General features: G+C 71.6%; 17 protein-coding genes and 2 pseudogenes. 16 read left to right on the forward strand and 3 right to left on the reverse strand.

The window, feature by feature from the left end; genetic code table 11:
• Positions 1–112: 112 nt before the first annotated feature.
• Complete coding sequence (locus tag JSY13_RS04410; RefSeq protein ID WP_259607820.1) at positions 113–1,168, reverse strand: YihY/virulence factor BrkB family protein; 1,056 nt, start codon at positions 1,166–1,168, stop codon at positions 113–115.
• Between the two features lie 134 nt (positions 1,169–1,302).
• Here JSY13_RS04410 and lysA point away from each other — a divergent pair, with 134 nt between their 5' ends.
• The 6 genes from lysA (at position 1,303) to JSY13_RS04440 (ending at position 10,484) form a co-directional block, all read left to right on the forward strand.
• The gene (gene lysA / locus JSY13_RS04415; protein ID WP_259607821.1) at positions 1,303–2,730 is read left to right on the forward strand and encodes a diaminopimelate decarboxylase; all 1,428 of its coding nucleotides are present in this window, start codon (positions 1,303–1,305) and stop codon (positions 2,728–2,730) included.
• On the forward strand, positions 2,727–4,031 hold the full coding sequence (locus JSY13_RS04420) for a homoserine dehydrogenase (protein ID WP_259607822.1): 1,305 nt from the start codon (positions 2,727–2,729) through the stop codon (positions 4,029–4,031). Before lysA ends, JSY13_RS04420 begins: the two co-directional genes overlap by 4 nt.
• A 14-nt stretch (positions 4,032–4,045) precedes the next feature.
• Complete coding sequence (gene thrB / locus JSY13_RS04425; RefSeq protein ID WP_259608128.1) at positions 4,046–5,032, forward strand: homoserine kinase; 987 nt, start codon at positions 4,046–4,048, stop codon at positions 5,030–5,032.
• Between the two features lie 153 nt (positions 5,033–5,185).
• Positions 5,186–7,264, forward strand: a complete 2,079-nt coding sequence (gene rho, locus JSY13_RS04430) for a transcription termination factor Rho (protein ID WP_259607823.1) — start codon at positions 5,186–5,188, stop codon at positions 7,262–7,264.
• A 6-nt stretch (positions 7,265–7,270) separates the two neighbouring features.
• Positions 7,271–8,344 (forward strand): peptide chain release factor 1, encoded by a 1,074-nt coding sequence (gene prfA / locus JSY13_RS04435; protein WP_259607824.1) that lies wholly within the window; start codon positions 7,271–7,273, stop codon positions 8,342–8,344.
• 871 nt (positions 8,345–9,215) lie between these two features.
• Positions 9,216–10,484 carry an IS110 family RNA-guided transposase gene (locus JSY13_RS04440; protein WP_239541894.1) on the forward strand — a complete coding sequence of 423 codons (1,269 nt, stop codon included), beginning with the start codon at positions 9,216–9,218 and terminating at the stop codon, positions 10,482–10,484.
• 78 nt (positions 10,485–10,562) lie between these two features.
• Here JSY13_RS04440 and epsC read toward each other — a convergent pair.
• Both epsC and cysK read right to left on the reverse strand, forming a co-directional pair.
• Positions 10,563–11,108, reverse strand: a pseudogene (epsC, locus tag JSY13_RS04445) (serine O-acetyltransferase EpsC); the annotation flags it as partial.
• On the reverse strand, positions 11,108–12,046 hold the full coding sequence (gene cysK / locus JSY13_RS04450; protein ID WP_259607825.1) for a cysteine synthase A: 939 nt from the start codon (positions 12,044–12,046) through the stop codon (positions 11,108–11,110). The pseudogene epsC and the gene cysK, both read right to left, overlap by 1 nt.
• A 122-nt stretch (positions 12,047–12,168) precedes the next feature.
• Here cysK and prmC point away from each other — a divergent pair.
• The 10 genes and pseudogenes from prmC (at position 12,169) to JSY13_RS04500 (ending at position 20,794) form a co-directional block, all read left to right on the forward strand.
• A pseudogene (gene prmC, locus JSY13_RS04455) lies at positions 12,169–13,025 on the forward strand (peptide chain release factor N(5)-glutamine methyltransferase).
• A 117-nt stretch (positions 13,026–13,142) separates the two neighbouring features.
• Positions 13,143–13,838: an L-threonylcarbamoyladenylate synthase gene (locus JSY13_RS04460; RefSeq protein ID WP_259607826.1), complete on the forward strand. Its 696-nt coding sequence runs from the start codon at positions 13,143–13,145 to the stop codon at positions 13,836–13,838.
• Positions 13,835–15,082, forward strand: a complete 1,248-nt coding sequence (locus JSY13_RS04465) for an MraY family glycosyltransferase (protein WP_259607827.1) — start codon at positions 13,835–13,837, stop codon at positions 15,080–15,082. The genes JSY13_RS04460 and JSY13_RS04465 overlap by 4 nt, the downstream gene beginning before the upstream one ends.
• On the forward strand, positions 15,079–15,573 hold the full coding sequence (locus JSY13_RS04470; RefSeq protein ID WP_259607828.1) for a Cg1360 family ATP-synthase-associated protein: 495 nt from the start codon (positions 15,079–15,081) through the stop codon (positions 15,571–15,573). Before JSY13_RS04465 ends, JSY13_RS04470 begins: the two co-directional genes overlap by 4 nt.
• Positions 15,574–15,721: 148 nt before the next feature.
• Complete coding sequence (atpB, locus tag JSY13_RS04475) at positions 15,722–16,510, forward strand: F0F1 ATP synthase subunit A (RefSeq protein ID WP_432806447.1); 789 nt, start codon at positions 15,722–15,724, stop codon at positions 16,508–16,510.
• A gap of 43 nt (positions 16,511–16,553) precedes the next feature.
• A complete protein-coding gene (atpE, locus tag JSY13_RS04480; RefSeq protein ID WP_025103147.1) occupies positions 16,554–16,790 on the forward strand; it encodes an ATP synthase F0 subunit C in 237 nt (78 codons plus the stop codon).
• 27 nt (positions 16,791–16,817) lie between these two features.
• Positions 16,818–17,393: a F0F1 ATP synthase subunit B gene (locus JSY13_RS04485; protein ID WP_259607830.1), complete on the forward strand. Its 576-nt coding sequence runs from the start codon at positions 16,818–16,820 to the stop codon at positions 17,391–17,393.
• Positions 17,393–18,181, forward strand: coding sequence for a F0F1 ATP synthase subunit delta (locus JSY13_RS04490; RefSeq protein ID WP_259607831.1), 789 nt, complete (start codon positions 17,393–17,395; stop codon positions 18,179–18,181). The genes JSY13_RS04485 and JSY13_RS04490 overlap by 1 nt, the downstream gene beginning before the upstream one ends.
• Before the next feature lie 53 nt (positions 18,182–18,234).
• On the forward strand, positions 18,235–19,875 hold the full coding sequence (gene atpA, locus JSY13_RS04495; protein WP_259607832.1) for a F0F1 ATP synthase subunit alpha: 1,641 nt from the start codon (positions 18,235–18,237) through the stop codon (positions 19,873–19,875).
• Between the two features lie 19 nt (positions 19,876–19,894).
• The gene (locus tag JSY13_RS04500) at positions 19,895–20,794 is read left to right on the forward strand and encodes a F0F1 ATP synthase subunit gamma (RefSeq protein ID WP_259607833.1); all 900 of its coding nucleotides are present in this window, start codon (positions 19,895–19,897) and stop codon (positions 20,792–20,794) included.
• Positions 20,795–20,796 lie beyond the last annotated feature (2 nt).

Genomic DNA, 20,796 nt, shown 5'->3' on the forward strand with positions numbered 1-20,796 from the left:
TGGGGCGGCGCAGGTCCGCCCCGGACGTGAGAATCCGCCCCAAACGGGTCGGAGGGCGGGTCGGAGGGCGGGTCGGAGGTGGTCGTGGGCGGGTCGGCGGGCGGAGGGCGGGTCAGGGGCGTTCGTCCTCGACGGCCTGCTGGGCGCTGCGCAGCTCCGCGGTCGCGATCTGCGCGTCCTGCTCCGCGCGACGCAGCCGGTGCTCGGCCAGAGTCTGCGCGCCGTAGCGATTCGCGACCCGGTCCTCGTCCTCGGCGGCGGCGGTGACGATGTAGGCGCTGGCGAGCAGGATCACCTGGGTGGACAGGTTCAGCCAGATCAGCAGGGCCAGCAGCGACGCGAACGACGCCAGCAGCGGGTTCGCGCGCGCCCCGCCGACGAACAGCCCGGACAGCTCCTGCAGCACGAGCAGGCCGGCGCCGCCGATCATCGCGCCCGACCAGAGCGCGCGTGCGCGGGCCCGGACGCCGGCGAGGGCGCGGAACGCGGCCGCGATCAGCACCGTGTTCAGGGCGAACACGATCACCAGCGAGATCAGGCGCACCGACCAGAACAGCACCGGCGAATCCTCCGGCAGCCCGAGCAGCCCGCCCGCCCATCTCAGCACCGCACGGCCGGCGAAGGTGAGGGCGGCGGAGCCGACGAAGGCGGCCGCGATGATCGCCGCGAGGCTCAGATTGCGAAGTATGACGAGCGGCGGTGCCACATCGTCCGACACCGTTCCGGCGATGGACCGCATCGCCACCCGGAGCGACCCGATGGCCCCGAGGGCCGCGCCGATCAGGCCGACCAGCGACACGATCCCGGTGATCGACAGCCCCGCGGGCGCGCGGATCTCGGACGGGTCGATGAGCCCGGGCCCGTCCGGGCGCTCCTTGATCAGCCCGGGCACCGCGGAGTCGATCGCGGACACCACGGCGTTCCACGCCACGTCGTCCGATGTCAGCCACAGCGCGGCCGCGGAGAACCCGAGCAGCACGGCGGCGAAGACGCTGAACAGCGCCCGGTAGGTCACGCCGTCCGCGAGTATCGGCCCGTGCCGCTCCATGTGCAGCAGCACGGCGCGCACGATCCGCAGCTGCAGACCGCGGCGGATCAGCGCCGCACCGGCCCGGGCGATCGCCCCCGGGCGCTTCTCCCGGCGTTCGGCTTCGGTTGCGGCATCCATCCGAATCACCCTAACCAGAACGGCCGCGGGCGTGCAGGGCTTGACAGGACGGCGCCCGGCGGTGCCCTAGAATCGGGGGCATCCTCGCCGGCCGTCCTCCGCCCCGGGGTACCCGTCCCCACGATTGGTGCACTGTGCATTCCGCTGTCTCCCCGCCTGCCCCGGGCTGGCTCGTCGTGCCCGACGACCCGAACGACCTCGTCGAGGGGGTGTGGCCGGCATCCGCGCGCCGCGACGAGGACGGCGAGCTCGTGATCGGCGGCGCCCGGGCATCCGCCCTGGTCCGCGCCCACGGCACGCCGCTGCTCGTCATCGACGAGCAGGAGGTGCGCCGCCGAGCCGCCGCCGTCCGCACGGCGTTCGAGTCCGCCGCGCGGCGCCACGGCACCTCCGCCCGCGTGTACTACGCCGGCAAGGCGTTCCTCACCAGCGCGATCGTCCGCTGGGTCACCGCCGAGGGCCTGTGCGTCGACGTGTGCACCGGCGGGGAGCTCGAGCTCGCCCTCGCGGCCGGCGCGGAGCCGTCGCGGCTGGGCTTCCACGGCAACAACAAGTCCACCGCCGAGCTCGAGCGCGCGATCGAGGCCGGGGTCGGCACGATCATCATCGACAGCGCCATCGAGATCGAGCGGCTCGCCGCGCTCACCGCGCGCCTGGACGCCGAGCAGGGCGTGATGCTGCGGGTGAGCAGCGGCGTGCACGCCGAGACCCACGACTTCCTCGCCACCGCGCACGAGGACCAGAAGTTCGGATTCCCGATGGCGGATGCCGCGGCCGCGGTGGCCCGCATCCGGGAGATCCCCGGGCTGCGCTTCCTCGGGCTGCACTGTCACATCGGCTCGCAGATCTTCGGCGTCGCAGGCTTCCGCGAATCCGCGGCCCGCGTACTCGACCTGCACGAGGAGCTGCTCCGCGACGGCGAGGTGCCGCAGCTGAACCTCGGCGGCGGCTTCGGCATCGCCTACACCCGCGCCGACGACCCCACGCCGATCGAGGAGCTGGCCGACGGCATCGTCGCCGCCGTGGCGGAAGGGTGCGCGGCCCGCGGCATCCCGGTGCCGGCGCTGTCCTTCGAGCCCGGACGCTACGTCGTCGGGCCCGCGGGCGTCACCCTCTACGAGATCGGCACGATCAAGGACGTCGTGCTGGAGGCCGGGGTGCGCCGCTACGTGAGCGTGGACGGCGGCATGAGCGACAACGCGCGGACCGCGCTGTACGGCGCGCAGTACTCGGCGCGGCTCGCCTCGCGCGCCGGATCCGGGGACCCCGCGCTGGTGCGCGTCGTCGGCCGGCACTGCGAGTCCGGCGACATCGTCGTCGATCACGAGTACCTCCCCGACGACGTCGCCCCCGGCGACCTGCTCGCCGTCCCGGTCACCGGCGCGTACTGCGCGCCGCTGGCCAGCAACTACAACCACGTCCCGCGTCCGCCGGTGATCTCCGTGCGCGACGGGGAGTCCCGGCTGATCCTGCGCGGCGAGACCGTGCAGGACCTGCTGGCCCGCGACCCGGGGCTCGATCCGGGGGACGGTACCGGACACCGCACAGAAGGAGCACGATGACCGACTATCGACGACTTCGGGTGGCACTGCTCGGCGCAGGCGCCGTCGGCTCTCAGGTGGCGGCGCTGCTGCTGCGGCACGGCGACGAACTCGCCGACCGCGCCGGCGCCCGCCTGGAACTGGCCGGCATCGCCGTCCGCGACCTCGACGCCCGTCGCGACGTCGACCTGCCGCGGGAGCTGTTCACCACGGATGCCGAGAGCCTGATCACCGGGGCGGACATCGTCATCGAGCTGATGGGGGGCATCGAGCCGGCCCGCTCGCACATCCTGCTCGCCCTGGGGTCGGGCGCCGACGTCGTCACCGCGAACAAGGCGCTGCTGGCCACCCACGGTCCTGAGGTGTTCGAGGCCGCCGACCGCGTCGGCGCGTCGGTGTACTACGAGGCCGCCGCGGCCGGGGCGATCCCGATCATCCGCCCGCTGCGGGACTCGCTCGCCGGCGACCGTGTGGTGCGGATCATGGGCATCGTGAACGGCACCACGAACTACATCCTGGACCGGATGGACAGCGAGGGCGCCGACTTCGCCGAGGTCCTCGCCGACGCGCAGCGGCTGGGCTACGCCGAGGCGGACCCGACCGCCGACGTCGAGGGCTTCGACGCGGCGCAGAAGGCCGCGATCCTCGCCAGCCTCGCCTTCCACACCGCCGTGCCGCTGGATGCCGTGCACCGCGAGGGCATCACGCAGATCACCGCGTCGATGATCGAGGAGGCCCGCGGTGCCGGCTTCGTCATCAAGCTGCTCGCGGTGTGCGAGCGGCTCGTGGACGAGGGCGCCGAGTCGATCTCCGTGCGCGTCTACCCGGCCCTGGTGCCGCGCACGCATCCGCTGGCCTCTGTGCACGGCGCCAACAACGCCGTCTTCGTCGAAGCGGAGGCGGCGGGGTCGCTGATGTTCTACGGCGCCGGCGCCGGCGGCGTGCAGACCGCCTCGGCCGTGCTCGGCGACGTGGTCTCGGCGGCGCGGCGGCACATCGCCGGCGGCGTCGGGGTGGGCGAGTCGACCAGGGCGAACCTGCCGGTCGCGCCGATCGGGCACGTCACCACCCGCTACCAGATCACCCTCGAAGTCGACGACGAGCCGGGCGTGCTCGCCACCGTCGCCGGCATCCTCAGCGAGGGCGGCGTGTCCGTCGCGACCGTGGTGCAGACCGTGGAGGGCGAGGAGGTGCCGACCGCGCGGCTCATCATCGGCACGCACCGGGCATCCGAGAGCGCCCTGAGCGCCACCGTCGACCGGCTGGCCGCCAGCGGGGTCGTCGAGCGCGTGGTGTCGGTGCTGCGCGTCGAAGGGGAGTGAGCGTGGGCGTCACCATCGTCCCCTCCGAGGCGGTCACCGGCCACCCGGAGGCGCCGGCACCGGAGGGCGCCACCCGGACCGTGCAGGTCACCGTCCCCGCCACGAGCGCCAACCTCGGACCCGGCTTCGACACGCTCGGCCTGGCGCTCAGCATCTACGACACGCTCACCGTGTCCTCCTTCCCGGACGACCGGCTCGAGATCGAGGTCACCGGCTCCGGCGCCGAGGAGATCCCGCGGGATGCCAGCAACCTCGTCGTCCGTTCGATCGCGCACGTGTTCGCGGATGCCGGGCGCCCGCTGCCCGGGCTGCGGCTGCACGCCGCGAACGGCGTCCCGCATGGGCGGGGGCTCGGCTCGTCCGGCGCCGCGGTGACGGCGGGCGTGCTCGCCGCCAAGGGGCTGCTCGCCGGCGAGGTCGACTTGGACGACGACACCCTGCTGCGCCTGGCCACCGAGTTGGAGGGCCACCCCGACAATGTCGCGCCCGCGCTGTTCGGCGGCCTCACCATCGCCTGGACCGGCGATCGCGGGCCGCAGCACAAGAAGCTGCTCGTGCACCGCGGCGTGGCGCCGCTGGTGCTCGTGCCCGGCTTCACGATGTCCACGTCCCTGGCGCGCTCGCTGCAGCCGCACCAGGTGCCCCGGGAGGACGCCGTGTTCAACGTGTCGCGCTCGGCGCTGCTGGTCGCCGCGCTGACGCAGAGCCCGGAGCTGCTGCTGGACGCCACCGCCGACCGGCTGCACCAGGACTACCGCGGCGCGGCGATGCCGGAGACGCTGCGGCTGGTGCAGGCGCTGCGCCGCGAAGGATATGCGGCCGTCGTCTCCGGCGCCGGCCCCAGCGTGCTCGTGCTCGCCGACGGGCCCGGACGCCGCCGCGGAGCGGTCGAGGTGGCGGACGCCGCGGCGGACACTCCGTGGACCGCGCACATGCTCGCCGTCGACGTACGGGGTGGTACAGTTAGGGATCGAGCGGAGGGCTCCACGTACCTTTCGTGAATCTCGCCCCCTCGCACTTCTGCGAGATCCGCACGTGTTTCCCCAGGACTTCCGTGGTCCTGGCCGGCTGGCGCTCTGTGCCCGCGCGCGTGACACGCGCAGCTTCTGCTGTGCGCAGGATTGCTCTTTCCCACGACATATGAGGGAGTACTCGTGGAGAACTTCTCCGAGACCCAGAACGACCAGGCTCCGGCCGCGTCCGAGTCGGCTGCGGCCGCCGCGACGGTGACCGAAGCACCGGTGCGCAAGCGCGCACCCCGGCGCGCGACCAGCGCATCCGCCGCCGCGGATGCCGCGCCTGCGGCGGCGCCGTCCGCCGAGACGCCGGCGGCTCCGGCATCCGACGCCGCTGCCTCCCCTGCTGCGGCCGGCTCCTCCGCGACCGCCGCGGAGTCGAGCGCGGACGCTGCCGAGGAGAAGCCGAAGGCCAAGGCGCCGCGCCGTACGCGGGCGAAGAAGGCGGATGCCGAGGCGGCCGCCGTTCCGGCATCCGAGGCACCGGCGTCCGACACGGCGGCAGCCGACACCGCGATCTCTGCCGAGGCCGCGCCGGCCGGCGAGACGGCCGAGCGCGCCGGCGACGCCCCGGCCAAGCGCCCCGCGCGCGGTCGCCGCAGCAAGGCGCAGGACGCCGACAAGGCAAAGGACGCCGACAAGGCCCAGGGCGCTGAGGCATCCGGCGCCGACGCGGCAGGCGAGACGACCGCCGGGCAGAAGCCGGCCGACGCCGCCGCGGCGGAAGCAGCAACCGGCGACGCGAAGCAGGCCGACGGCAAGCAGGCGGACGGCAAGCAGGCAGAAGCCCGGCAGGGCGAGGGCAAGCAGGGCGACGCGTCCGAGAAGCCCGAGGCCGACGGCGACGAGGGCGAGGGCGGCGGCCGCGGTCGTGGCCGCAACCGCAACCGCAGCCGCGGGCGCGGCCAGAACGGCGGCGGGCAGGCCCAGCAGCCCCAGGCCGAGGAGGAGCAGGCCGGCGGTCGCACGCGTCAGCGCAACAAGCGACGCGGCGGCGGCAACGTCACCGCGGACGAGTTCGAGACCGAGATCGGCGAGGACGACGTCCTCATCCCGATCGCGGGCATCCTCGACGTGCTCGACAACTACGCCTTCGTCCGCACCAGCGGCTACCTGCCCGGCGCGACCGACGTGTACGTCTCGCTCGGCCAGGTGAAGAAGTACAACCTGCGCAAGGGCGACGCGATCGTCGGCGCCATCAAGCAGCCGCGCGAGGGCGAGCAGCAGGGGCGTCAGAAGTACAACGCCCTGGTGAAGGTCGACTCCATCAACGGCCTGTCGCCCGAGGACGCCGGCAACCGCGTCGAGTTCGGCAAGCTCACCCCGCTGTACCCGCAGGAGCGCCTGCGTCTGGAGACCGCGCCGGAGAAGCTGACCCAGCGGATCATCGACCTGGTCGCCCCGATCGGCAAGGGCCAGCGGGGCCTGATCGTGGCGCCGCCGAAGGCCGGCAAGACCATCGTGCTGCAGCAGATCGCGAACGCGATCGCGCAGAACAACCCCGAGGTGCACCTCATGGTCGTGCTCGTCGACGAGCGCCCGGAAGAGGTCACCGACATGCAGCGCTCGGTGAAGGGCGAGGTCATCGCCTCGACCTTCGACCGCCCCGCGGAGGACCACACCACCGTCGCCGAGCTCGCCATCGAGCGCGCCAAGCGCCTGGTGGAGCTGGGCCGGGACGTGGTCGTGCTGCTCGACTCGATCACCCGCCTCGGCCGCGCCTACAACATCTCCGCGCCGGCATCCGGCCGCGTGCTCACCGGCGGTGTGGACGCCTCGGCACTGTACCCGCCGAAGCGGTTCTTCGGCGCGGCGCGCAACATCGAGAACGGCGGATCGCTGACCATCCTCGCCACCGCCCTCGTGGAGACCGGCTCCAAGATGGACGAGGTGATCTTCGAGGAGTTCAAGGGCACCGGCAACAGCGAGCTGCGCCTGTCCCGCGCCCTGGCCGACAAGCGGATCTTCCCGGCGGTCGACGTGAACGCGTCCAGCACCCGCCGCGAGGAGATGCTGCTCTCCCCGGACGAGGTCAAGATCACATGGAAGCTGCGCCGCGCCCTCGCCGGTCTCGACCCGCAGCAGGCGCTCGAGGTGGTCCTCGGCAAGCTCAAGGAGACCGGCTCCAACGTCGAGTTCCTGTTCCAGATGCAGAAGTCGATCCCGGCCCCGCCGGCGACCGGCTCCGGCCACGGGCACGAGAACAACATCCGCTGAGCTGACGTGTTCGAGTCCGTCCAGGCTCTCATCGACGAGCACCGCCGGGTGCAGGAGGAGCTCTCCGACCCGGCGGTGCACGCCGATGCAGCCCGCGCGAAGCGGGTGAACCGGCGCTACGCCGAGCTGAGCCGGATCGTCGCCGCGCACGAGGCGTGGCTCGCCGCATCCGAGGACCTCGAGGCGGCCCGAGAGCTGGCGCGTGAGGACGAGGCCTTCGCGGCCGAGATCCCCGCGCTCGAGGAGGGGCTGCAGGCCGCGCAGGAGCGGTTGCGCCGCCTGCTCATCCCGCGCGACCCCGACGACGCCCGCGACGTGATCATGGAGATTAAAGCGGGGGAGGGCGGCGCCGAGAGCGCCCTGTTCGCCGCCGATCTGCTGCGGATGTACCTGCAGTACGCGGCCTCGAAAGGCTGGAAGACCGAGCTGCTGGAGCGGAACGAGTCCGACCTCGGCGGGTACAAGGACGTCCAGCTCGCGATCAAAGGCACCTCGACCGACCCGGCGCAGGGCGTCTGGGCGCACCTGAAGTACGAGGGCGGCGTGCACCGCGTGCAGCGGGTGCCGGCCACCGAGTCGCAGGGCCGCATCCACACCTCGACCACGGGGGTGCTGGTGTTCCCCGAGGTCGACGAGCCGGACGAGATCGAGATCAACCCGAACGATCTGAAGATCGACGTGTTCCGCTCCTCGGGCCCGGGCGGGCAGTCGGTGAACACGACCGACTCGGCGGTGCGGATCACGCACCTGCCGACCGGGATCGTGGTGTCGATGCAGAACGAGAAGTCGCAGCTGCAGAACCGTGAGGCGGCGCTGCGCGTGCTGCGCGCCCGGCTGCTGGCCAAGCAGCAGGAGGAGCTCGCGGCTGCGGCATCGGATGCCCGGCGCTCGCAGATCCGCGGCATGGACCGCTCGGAGCGGATCCGCACCTACAACTTCCCGGAGAACCGGATCGCCGACCACCGCACCGGGTACAAGGCGTACAACCTCGACCAGGTGATGGACGGCGCCCTCGACCCCGTCATCGAGTCCTGCATCGAGGCCGACGAGGCGGAGCGCCTCGCCGCCCTCGGCTCCTGACCCGCCGGGCGGTTCTGACCCCCTGATGGGGCGAGGGGCGGGGCTGTGGACAACCGGAGCGGGTCGGCGCGGGCGGCGGGCACACTGGGCGGATGCCGAAGCGCCGCCAGCACCGACCGGACGGACTCCCGGACGCGTTCACCGTCGCCCAGGGGAGACGGCACGGTCTGAGCGACGCCCGGCTGCGGCATCCGGAACTGCGCCGACCGCACCATGGCGCGCGGGCGTTCGGCGAACTCGACGCACCGGAGCCTGTGTCCACGGCGGACGGCCTCGCAGACTTCGCCGAGATCGAGCGGGCGTGGGGGCAGCACCGCACGCTGCTGCTCGGGCGCGTGCACGAGTATCTGCCGGCGCTGCCCGAGGGAGCGTTCCTCACCGGGTACGTCGCTGCGGTGCTGCAGCGTCTTCCGGTGCCGCTGCGACCCTGCCGCGGATGCCGGGGCGCCCGGCCGACCCGCAGGCGAAGGCGGTGGCCACCCGCGATCAGCTGGCCGTGTTCGCGGGGGCGAAGAGAGCACGCACCTCACCCGGGCGCAGCTCGCGCGCGACATCGACAAGTATCACGCGTACGCCGCTGCCGGATGGGACACCGTCCGGCTCACGAACGAGCTGGTGTTCCGTCAGGAGGCGGAGGCCCTGCGCCGCATCCGCGCGGCCCTCCGCCGCCGCGCCTGACCCCCCGTTTCCCGTTACTTTCTTCGTGACCCGTTCGGCGGCCATGCTGGGCGGTGACGGCCTGCCGGGCCCGGCATGATTGCTGCCCCCTGTCCTCGATGATCCGGGGGGTGTTGTCACCGGGCCTGGTTGGCGGTGTGTGATCGCTGATAGGGGCTGGACCCGAGCATGCTCGAGGCCGTTCGTAACGTGGATGCCGAGACGCGCCGCCGCGGACGCCGTCACGAGTGAAGCGGAGGACGAAGTGGTCACCAGCATCGACAGATACGACGAGGTCGACGTGTTCGTTGGGCTCGACGTCGGCAAGGGCGAGCATCACGCGGTCGCGCTCGACCGGGAAGCCAAGCGACTATTCGACCGAGCACTCCCGAACGACGAGCGCCAATTGCGGGCGGTGATCGACCAGCTCGCCTCGCATGGCGTGGTGCTGCTGGTCGTAGATCAACCCGCGACGATCGGTGCACTCCCGGTCGCGGTCGCGCAAGCCGCAGGTGCTCTCGTCGGTTACCTGCCGGGGTTGGCGATGCGGCGCATCGCGGATCTGCATCCCGGTGAGGCGAAGACCGACGCGAGAGACGCGGCGATCATCGCCGAAACGGCCCGCACCATGCCGCACACGCTCCGGTCGATCCAGGTCGCCGACGAGAAGGTCGCGGAGCTGAGCATGCTCTGCGGGTTCGACGACGACCTCGCCGGTCAGATCGTCCAGGTCTCCAACCGGATCAGGGGTCTGCTCACCCAAATCCACCCGGCGCTGGAACGCGTGCTCGGGCCGCGGCTGGATCACCCCGCGATCCTGGACCTGCTGCAGCGCTACCCGTCGCCGGCGGCGATGAAGACTGCGGGTGAGAAGCGGCTAGGGAACCGGCTGCTGAAGAACGCGCCCCGCAAAGGTCGTGTCTGGGCGGCAGAGATCATGACCGCGCTCGGCGAGCAGACCGTCGTGGTGACCGGCACCGACGCCGCCGCGCTGGTGCTCCCCAGGCTCGCAGAGCAGCTCCAGGCGTTGCGACGGCAGCGTGATGAGATCGCCATCGAGGTCGAGAAGATCGTCGACGCTCACCCTCTTCAACCGGTCCTGACGAGCATGCCCGGAGTCGGCGTCAGGACCGCAGCCCGGCTCCTCACCGAAGTCACCACCAAGACCTTCGCCACTGCCGGGCACCTCGCCGCCTACGCCGGCCTCGCACCCGTGACCCGACGATCCGGCACCTCGATCCGCGGCGAGCATCCCTCCCGGCGCGGGAACAAGATCCTGAAACGGACCATGTTCCTCTCCGCGTTCGCCGCACTCCGAGACCCCGAATCACGCGCCTACTACGACCGCAAGATCGCCCAAGGCAAACGCCACAACCAGGCCCTCATCGCCCTAGCTCGACGCCGATCCGACGTCCTCTACGCCATGCTCCGCGACGGCACCCTCTACCAACCGCGACCAGCCCAACCCGCCCTCGCCGCTTGACAGAGGACATAGGGGCACCCCCCATACGCAAAGGGGGCGGATCGTCGCGGGGTCAGATCGTGTAGTCGGGGCGGAGAGGAGCAGGGCGCGCGCGTCGGCGGTGGACGAGCCGGTGCGCGGCCGGGCGGGGACGCCGGTGAGCACGCTGTCCGGCGGCGCATCCCTGGTCACCACGGCGTTCGCGCCGATCACCGAGCGGGCGCCGATCGTGATCGGGCCGAGGACCTTCGCGCCGGCGCCCACCGCCACCCCGTCCTCGAGGGTCGGATGCCGCTTGCCGCCGTCCCGGGTGCGGCCGCCGAGCGTCACGCCGTGGTACAGCATCACGTCGTCGCCGACCTCGGCGGTCTCGCCGATCACCACGCCCATGCCGTGGTCGATGAACAGCCGGCGGCCGATCGACGCCCCGGGGTGGATCTCGATGCCGGTCAGCCAGCGGGTGAGCTGCGATCCCGCCCGCGCGAGGAAGCGCACCCGGCGCCGCCACAGCGCGTGCCACACCCGGTGCGCCCACACCGCGTGTAGCCCCGGGTACAGCAGCGCGATCTCCAGACCGCTCCGGGCGGCCGGATCGCCGCGCCGGGCGGCCTCCACGTCCTCGCGCAGGCGGCCGATGACGCCCATCAGTCCTCGCGCAGGTCCTCGAACAGCGCGGTGGAGATGTAGCGCTCGCCCGTGTCGGGGACGACCGCGACGATCGTCTTGCCCTCGTTCTCCGGCCGCGCCGCGACCTGCAGCGCCGCCCACACGACCGCACCGGAGGACATGCCGACCAGCAGCCCCTCGCGGGCGGCGAGGTCGCGCGAGACGCGCAGAGCGTCGTCGAAGTCGGCGGTGATGACCTCGTCGATCACGTCGCGGTCGAGGATCGCGGGCACGAAGTTCGGGCCGATGCCCTGGATCTTGTGCGGCCCGGGGCGGCCCTCGGTCAGCACGGGGGAGTCCTTCGGCTCGACGGCGATCACCTTCACCTCGGGCTTCGCCTCCTTCAGCGCCTGGCCGGTGCCGGTCACGGTGCCGCCGGTGCCCACGCCCGCGACCAGGATGTCGACGGCGCCGTCGGTGTCGCGGAGGATCTCCTGCGCGGTGGTCTCGCGGTGGATCTGCGGGTTGGCCTCGTTCTCGAACTGGCGCACCCAGACGGCGCCCGGGGTCTCGGCGACGATGCGCTCGACCTCCTCGATGGCGCCCTTCATGCCCTTGGTCGGGTCGGTGAGCACGATCTCCGCGCCGAACGCCTTCAGCAGCACGCGGCGCTCCTTCGACATCGACGACGGCATGGTCAGGACGACGCGGTAGCCGCGCGCCGCGCCGACCATGGCCAGGGCGATGCCGGTGTTGCCGCTGGTGGACTCGACGATCGTGCCGCCGGGCTTCAGCTCGCCGGATGCCTCGGCGGCGTTGATCATGGCGATGCCGATGCGGTCCTTCACGCTGGCGGCGGGGTTGTAGTACTCGAGCTTGGCGAGCACGGTCGCGCCCGCGCCCTCGGTGACGCGGTTGAGGCGCACGAGCGGGGTGTTGCCGAACGCGGTGGTGATGTCGGGGTGGATGCCGGTCATTGCGGGCCTTTCTCGGAGGCTGCGGATGCTGCACCAGACTACTTCCCGGGGTCGGCGGCCGTGCGTGCGCGGCGTAACGAAGCGACGCGAAGCGCGTGCCGGCATGCCCGTACCCTGGATTCATGCCCGAGACCCTCGCCGCGCGCCTGCGCGCCATCGCCGCGCGGCTGGCCGCCGCCGGCGTGCCCGACCCCGTTGGGGACGCAGAGCTGCTGGCGGGTCACGTGCTCGGGCTCTCCCGAGGCGGCGTGCAGGCGGCGGTCGTCCGCGGGGATGCGCTGACGGATGCGGATGCCGCGGCGCTCGACGCCCTCGCCGCACGCCGTGCGGCGCGCGAGCCGCTGCAGCACCTCACCGGCATCGCGGCCTTCCGGCATCTCGAGCTGGCCGTCGGGCCCGGCGTGTTCGTGCCCCGCCCGGAGACCGAGACGGTGGTGCAGTTCGCGATCGACGCGCTGCTGAGCAGCCCGGACGAGGCGCCGATCGCGGTCGATCTCGGCACCGGCAGTGGCGCGATCGCACTGGCGATGGCGACCGAGGTGCCGCACGCGCGCGTCTTCGCCGTCGAGCTGTCCGAGGCGGCGCACGCCTGGGCGGCCCGCAACGTCGCAGGGACCGAGAACCTCACCCTCGTGCACGGCGATCTTGCGACCGCCCTCCCGGAGCTGGACGGCACGGTCGCCGTGGTCGTGTCCAACCCGCCGTACGTCCCCGATGACGCGGTGCCCCGAGATCCCGAGGTGCGCCTGTTCGACCCCGCGCAGGCGCTCTACGGCGGCGCCGACGGGCTGGACGTGGTCCGCGTGATCAGCCGCAGGGCGGCGGAGCTGCTCCGCCCCGGGGGATGCTCGTGCTGGAGCACGGCGAGCTGCAGGGCGAGGCGATCCGCGGCATCCTCACCGGCGACGGCTGGCGCGCGCCCGCCACGCACCAGGACCTGACCCGGCGCGACCGGGCGACGACGGCGCTGCGCGCCTGACCGGCGTCGCGGCCGCCTCGCGGCCGCCGGCCCGGCACCGCCTCGCGCGCCGCCGGCGCGGCACCGCCCCTGCCTGAGGACGGCCGGCCGACCGCGCCGCGTAGACTGGGATCCGCCATGTCTTCCGCCTTCGATTGCCGCGACGAGGCCCAGCTCCTCGCCGGCATGCGCCACTCCCGTCAGGCCATCGCCCGCGGCGAGCTCGTCGTGATCCCCACCGACACCGTGTACGGGATCGCCGCCGACGCCTTCTCGCCGTCCGCCGTGCAGCGCCTGCTGGACGCCAAGGGCCGCGGGCGCGACATGCCGCCGCCCGTCCTCGTCGCCGGCCCCGACACCCTCGCCGCACTGGTGGAGCGGGTGCCCGAGCCGGTGCAGCGCCTCGTGGACGCGTTCTGGCCCGGAGGGCTCACCATCGTCCTGCCCGCGCAGCCGTCGCTGGTGTGGGACCTCGGCGAGACCAAGGGCACCGTCGCCGTGCGGATGCCGGACAACCGGATCGCCCTGGAGCTGCTGGCGGAGACCGGCCCGCTGGCCGTGTCCAGCGCGAACCTCACCGGCCGCGAGGCGGCCATCACCGCCGCGAACGCGCAGGAGATGCTCGGCGACAGCGTGGCGGTCTACCTCGAGGCCGGGTTCAGCGAGACCGGCATCCCCTCGACCATCGTCGACGCCACCTCCCTGGTCGGCGACGCCGAGAAGCCGGTGGTGCGCATCCTCCGCGACGGCGCCGTGACCCGCGAGCAGCTCGAGGGCGTGCTCGGCGAGCTCCTGGAGCCGGAGGAGCAGCCCGGCCCGGACGGCTCGGCGTGAAGCAGTACCTCTTCACCATCATCCTGACGGCGACCATCACGTTCGCGCTGTCCTGGGCGGTGTGGCGGCTGAGCCTGCGGTTCAAGCTCTACCCGGGCATCCGTGAGCGCGACGTGCACAAGACGCCGACCCCGCGCCTGGGCGGCGTGGCGATCTTCCTCGGCATCGCGGCCGCGATCGGCGCCTCCGCGGCGAACCCGTTCTTCGAGATCATGTGGTCGCCGCCGCAGACGATGTGGTCCGTGCTCGGCGCGGCGCTGCTGATCGCGGTGACCGGCGCGATCGACGACCTGTGGGACCTGGACTGGTTCATCAAGCTCGGCGTGCAGTTCCTGGCCGCGGGGGTGATCACCGTCGGGGGAGGGCTGCAGATCTTGTCGCTGCCGATCGGCGACATGATCCTCGTCTCCAGCTGGGTCAGCATCGGCGTGACCATGTTCGCGATCGTCATGGTGATGAACGCGGTGAACTTCATCGACGGCCTGGACGGTCTCGTCGCCGGCGTGTGCCTGATCGCGAACGGCGTCTTCTTCGTCTACGCGTACATCCTCACCCGCGACTCGGGGGCGTCCAGCTACTTCAACCTGGCGACCTTCCTCGCGGCCGTGCTGATCGGCGCCTGCCTCGGCTTCCTCCCGCTGAACTGGAGCCCCGCCAAGCTGTTCATGGGCGACTCCGGCGCCCTGGTGATGGGCCTGCTGATGGCGACCTCCGCGGTGTCGCTCACCGGGCAGATGCCCGCCAGTGCCCTCGACCCCGAGCAGTTCGGCCGCTCCCAGCTGCTGGGCAGCTTCCTGCCGATCCTGCTGCCGCTCGTGGTGATCCTGCTGCCGCTGCTGGACTTCGGGCTCGCCGTCTTCCGGCGGATGCGCGCGGGGAAGTCCCCGTTCTCCCCGGACCGCAAGCACCTGCACCACCGGATGCTCGATCTCGGCCACCGCGACCGGGACGCCGTGCTGATCTTCTACGCCTGGACCGCCATCGCCTCGCTCGCGGTGCTGCTGATGTACATCGCGAGCAGTGAGGACTGGCCCGGCGGCTACCTCGTCGGGGTCGGCTTCGGCGTCCTCGGCGGCGCCGCCTGCCTGGTGGTCACGTTCAGCCCGACGCGGCGCCGGAGCGACCGCGCCGGCACGACCCGCGCCGCACCCCGGCCGACCGCACCGCCTGCCGCCCAGCCGACCACCCGGCCGACCACCCGGCCGACCGCCCAGCCCACCACCCAGCCCCGGGAGCCCGAATGAGCACCAGCCCCGTCTCCAGCACGCCGATCCTGCGCCGCACGCTGCTCTGGTCCGCCGTGGGCGCCGCGGCGCTGGCCGTCCTCGCCGGCGGGATCGGCTTCGCGGCGGCCGGCGCGGACGGACTGTGGAGCGGCCTGCTGGGCGTGCTCCTCGCCGTGGTGTTCCTCGCCATCACCGGCGCCAGCATCCTGTTCGCGAACCGCTGGTTCGGCGACCCGCTGTACGTCCAGCTGTTCTTCGCGATCGTGCTCGGCGGCTGGCTGCTCAAACTCGGCGTGTTCGTCGTGGTGATGATCGTGCTCAGCGGTCAGCCGTGGATCGTGCCGATGGTGTTCTTCCTCTCCATCGTCGCGGGGGTGCTGATGTCACTCGTCGTCGACGTGATCGTGCTCACCCGGATGCGGCTGCCGCACGTGAGCGACGTCTCGCTGCCCACCCAGGCCCCCGAGGACACCGCCCCGGGCGAGCCCGGTCAGGGCCCCCGGGGCTGATTCGGGGCGCCGCCGATTCTGATAGGGTGGGGTGGTGCCCGCCGCTCGCCACGCGAGCGCTTGCGCCTGAAGCACACGACCATCGTCGCCCCGGTGTTCACCGGTGGCCCCGAAGCTGGAGCCCGCGCTGTTTAATCTCGCTGCGACCCTGATCCCCCGAACGGCCGCCGAAGACGGCGAGTTCCACGGCCCGTCGATCGACGAGTTCTTCCCCGAGGCGATCTTCTCCATCGCCGGCCTCGAGTTCAACCGCATCCACCTGGCGCAGTTGCTCTCGACGATCGCGGTGGTCCTCATCCTCTGGCTCGGCACCCGCAACATGCGCGTGGTCCCCGGCCGCTTCCAGAGCCTCGTCGAGATGGGTCTGGGCTTCGCCCGCACCGGCATCGGCCACGACCTGCTCGGCCGCAAGGACGGCGACCGGTTCGCGCCGATCCTGGTGACCATGTTCTTCATGGTGCTGTTCATGAACATCACCGGCATCATCCCGTTCATCAACATCGCCGGCACCAGCATCATCGCCGTCCCGCTGGTGCTCGCGGTGATCAGCTACGTCACCTTCATCTACGCGGGCATGAAGAAGAGCCCGCTCGGGTTCTGGAAGAACGCGCTGTTCCCGGCCGGCGTGCCGTGGCCGGTGTACATCATCGTCACCCCGCTCGAGTTCATCTCGACGTTCATCATCCGCCCGGTGACGCTCACCCTGCGACTGCTGATGAACATGGTGGTCGGCCACATGCTGCTGGTCCTCTGCTTCGCGGCCACGCACTTCTTCTTCTTCACCGCAGGCGGCGGCTGGGCCGCGCTGGGTGTCGGAACCCTCGTCTTCGGCGGTGCGTTCACGGTCTTCGAGATCCTGGTCGCCGTGCTGCAGGCCTACGTCTTCACCGTCCTCACCGCGATCTACATCCAGCTCGCGGTCGCAGAAGAGCACTGAGCGGGCCGGCGAAAGCCGCCCACCCAACGAAAGGAAAAACCCCGTGGACGCTACTACGGTTCTCGCTGAGATCAACGGTCACCTCGCAGCGGTCGGCTACGGCCTCGCAGCCATCGGCCCGGCCATCGGTGTGGGCATCGTCGTCGGCAAGACCATCGAGGGCGTCGCCCGTCAGCCCGAGCTGGCCGGTCGCCTTCAGGTCCTCATGTGGATCGGTATCGCCTTCACCGAGGCGCTTGCGTTCGTCGGCATCGCCGTCGGATTCATCCCCTTCCCGTAATCCACACCGACTTCTGAAGGAGACAGGATGCTGAACGCTCTTGTCACGAACCTGGCCGCGGAGGGGGAGTCGGCGAACAACCCGCTGATCCCCGCCTGGTACGACATCATCTGGTCGGGCCTGTGGTTCCTCGTCATCCTCCTCGTCGTGTGGAAGGTCGCCCTGCCGCGCCTGATCGCGATGCTCGATGAGCGCTCCGCGGCCATCGAGGGCAACATCGCCAAGGCCGACGAGGCGCAGAAGCAGGCGGAAGCCGCGCTGGAGGAGTACACCCGCCAGCTGGCCGAGGCCCGCACCGAGGCCGGCGAGATCCGCGAGGCCGCCCGCGAGGACGGCAAGAAGATCATCGCCGAGGCCAAGGAGACCGCATCCGCCGAGGCGGCGCGCATCACCGCCGCCGCGCACGCGCAGATCGAGGCCGAGCGCCAAGCCGCATTCGTCTCGCTCCGCAGCGAGGTCGGCACCCTGGCCATCGACCTGGCCGGCAACGTCGTGGGCGAGACCCTCTCCGACGACGCGCGCGCCGCAGCCGTGGTGGACCGCTTCCTCGCGGACCTCGAGGCGTCCGAGACCGTCCGGCAGGCTCAGGGACCGGTGTCCTGATGGGCAGCGCGACCACTCAGGCACTCGCGGCGACGACGGACGCGCTTGCCGCGGAGTCGGGCCTCACCCTCGACAGCGCGGCGGAGCTGTTCGCGGCCGCGCGCACCGTGGGCGAGTCCGGACAGCTGAGCGGCGCGCTCGCCGACCCCGCGGCGCCCGCGCGGGCCCGCACCGCGCTCGCACAGGCCGTCTTCGCCGGCTCCTCCGCCCCCGTCCGATCCGTGCTGACCGCGGCCGTCGCCCAGCGCTGGTCCAGCGCCTCCGACCTCGTCGAGGGGATCGAGGAGCTGGCCATCCGCACCGCGGCGATCGCCTCGGTCGGAGACGACGTCGCTGCCGAGCTGTTCTCGGTCTCGCGCCTCGTCGCCGCGAACCCCGAGCTCGAGCTCGCCCTCGGCAGCAGGCTCGGGGACGCCGAGGCCAAGGGCGCTCTCATCGAGAAGCTGCTCGCCGGGAAGGCCTCGCCGGCCGCCGTGCTGATCGCCTCCTCGCTGGTGCGCCAGCCGCGCGAGCGCCGTGTGCGCCAGCTGCTGGGCCGCGCCATCCGGATCGTCTCCGCCCAGCGCAGCCGCACCGTCGCCACCGTGCACACCGCGACTCCGCTGAACGCCGAGCAGCAGACCCGCCTGCGCGACGCGCTCTCGCGCCGCTACGGCGGCGAGGTCTCGCTCAACGTGGTGTCCGACCCCGGCGTCGTCGGCGGCCTGCGCGTGCAGGTCGGGGACGACGTCATCGACGGCAGCATCTCCGCCCGACTCGCCGACCTTCGCCAGAAGCTCGCGAGCTGACAACGACTTGGCGCGGGGAACCGCGCGGACTCTCACATATCAAAGGGAAGACAATGGCAGAACTATCGATCAGCCCCGACGTCATCCGTGACGCGCTGAAGGACTTCGCCGCCGCCTACGAGCCCACCGGGGCCGCAGCGACCGAGGTCGGCACCGTCATCGACGCCGCAGACGGCATCGCGCACGTCGAGGGCCTGCCGGGCGTCATGGCCAACGAGCTGGTGACCTTCGCGGACGGCACCAAGGGCCTCGCGCTCAACCTGGACGAGCACGAGATCGGCGTCGTCGTCCTCGGGGACTTCACCGGCATCGAGGCGGGCCAGCAGGTCACCCGCACCGGCGAGGTGCTCTCCGTGCCCGTCGGCGACGGCTACCTCGGCCGCGTCGTCGACCCGCTCGGCAACCCGATCGACGGCCTGGGCGCCATCGCCACCGAGGGCTCGCGCGAGCTCGAGCTGCAGGCTCCGGGCGTCATGCAGCGCAAGTCGGTGCACGAGCCGCTGCAGACCGGCATCAAGGCCATCGACGCCATGATCCCCGTCGGCCGCGGCCAGCGCCAGCTCATCATCGGCGACCGCCAGACCGGCAAGACCGCGATCGCGATCGACACGATCATCAACCAGAAGGCCAACTGGGAGTCCGGCGACGTCAGCAAGCAGGTCCGCTGCATCTACGTCGCGATCGGCCAGAAGGGCTCGACCATCGCCGGTGTGAAGGGCGCCCTCGAGGAGGCCGGCGCGATGGAGTACACCACGATCGTCGCCGCTCCGGCATCCGACCCCGCGGGCTTCAAGTACCTCGCCCCCTACACCGGCTCGGCCATCGGCCAGCACTGGATGTACGGCGGCAAGCACGTCCTGATCATCTTCGATGACCTGTCGAAGCAGGCCGAGGCCTACCGCGCCGTGTCGCTGCTGCTGCGCCGCCCGCCGGGGCGCGAGGCCTACCCGGGTGACGTCTTCTACCTGCACTCGCGTCTGCTCGAACGCTGCGCGAAGCTGTCCGACGACCTCGGCGCCGGGTCGATGACCGGTCTGCCGATCATCGAGACCAAGGCGAACGACGTCTCGGCGTACATCCCGACCAACGTGATCTCGATCACCGACGGTCAGATCTTCCTGCAGTCCGACCTGTTCAACGCGAACCAGCGTCCCGCCGTGGACGTCGGCATCTCGGTGTCCCGCGTCGGCGGCGACGCTCAGGTGAAGTCGATCAAGAAGGTCTCCGGCACGCTGAAGCTGGAGCTCGCGCAGTACCGCTCGCTCGAGGCGTTCGCGATGTTCGCGTCCGACCTCGACGCGGCCTCGCGTCGTCAGCTCGCCCGGGGTGCGCGCCTGACCGAGCTGCTCAAGCAGCCGCAGTACTCGCCGTACCCGGTGGAGGAGCAGGTCGTCTCGATCTGGGCCGGCACCAACGGCAAGCTCGACTCGATCGAGGTGTCCGACGTGCTGCGGTTCGAGCGCGAGCTGCTGGACTACCTGCGCCGCAACACCAAGGTGCTCGACACGCTCCGCGAGACGAACGTCCTGGACGACGACACCGTGGCCGAGCTGGAGAAGCACACCGACGCCTTCATCCTGGAGTTCCAGGGCGGCAAGGGCCACGCCATCGGCGCCCCCGGCCACGAGGAGCACGAGGCGGCCTCCGCCGAGGACGTGAACCAGGAGAAGATCGTCAAGGGCCGCCGCGGCTGAGCGCTGAGGCGAGATAATCATGGGCGCTCAACTCAGGGTCTACAAGCAGAAGATCAGTTCTGCTCAGACGACCAAGAAGATCACGAAGGCGATGGAGCTCATCGCGGCTTCGCGCATCCAGAAGGCGATGGCGCGCGTCAAGGCGTCGTCCCCCTTCGCGCGGGCCGTGACGCGGGCCGTCTCCGCGGTCGCCACCCACTCGAACGTCGACCACCCGCTCACCCGCGAGCCCGAGACGATCCGCCGCTCCGCGGTGGTCATCTTCTCGTCCGACCGCGGTCTGGCCGGTGCCTTCAACTCGCAGATCCTCCGTGAGGGCCTCGAGCTGGCGGAGCTCCTGCGCGAGCAGGGCAAGGAGCCGGTGTTCTACCTGATCGGCCGCAAGGCCGTCGGGTACTTCCAGTTCCGCGGCATCGACTCGGCGGCCGAGTGGACCGGCGACACCGACACCCCGTCGTTCCACACGGCGGAGGAGATCGCGCAGTCGCTGCTGGACGCGTTCTCGCGCGGCGGCGACGCCGGCGGCGTGGACGAGATCCACCTCGTCTACAACCGCTTCGTCAGCATGATGACGCAGACGCCGGAGACCCTGCGCCTGCTGCCGCTCGAGATCGCCGAGTCGGACGAGACGGATCCGGGCAGCCAGGTCTACCCGCTGTACGAGTTCGAGCCGGATGCCGCGACCGTGCTGGACGCGATCCTGCCGGTGTACATCCAGAGCCGCGTCTTCAACGCGCTGCTGCAGTCGGCCGCCGCCAAGCAGGCCGCCACGCAGAAGGCGATGAAGTCGGCCAGCGACAACGCCGACAAGCTCATCACGGACTACACCCGTCTGCGCAACAACGCGCGTCAGGCGGAGATCACGCAGCAGATCGCCGAGATCGTCGGCGGCGCCGACGCCCTGGCGTCGAGCAAGTAAGC

The sequence above is a fragment of the Microbacterium neungamense genome, from assembly GCF_024971095.1.
Classification (GTDB): domain Bacteria; phylum Actinomycetota; class Actinomycetes; order Actinomycetales; family Microbacteriaceae; genus Microbacterium; species Microbacterium neungamense.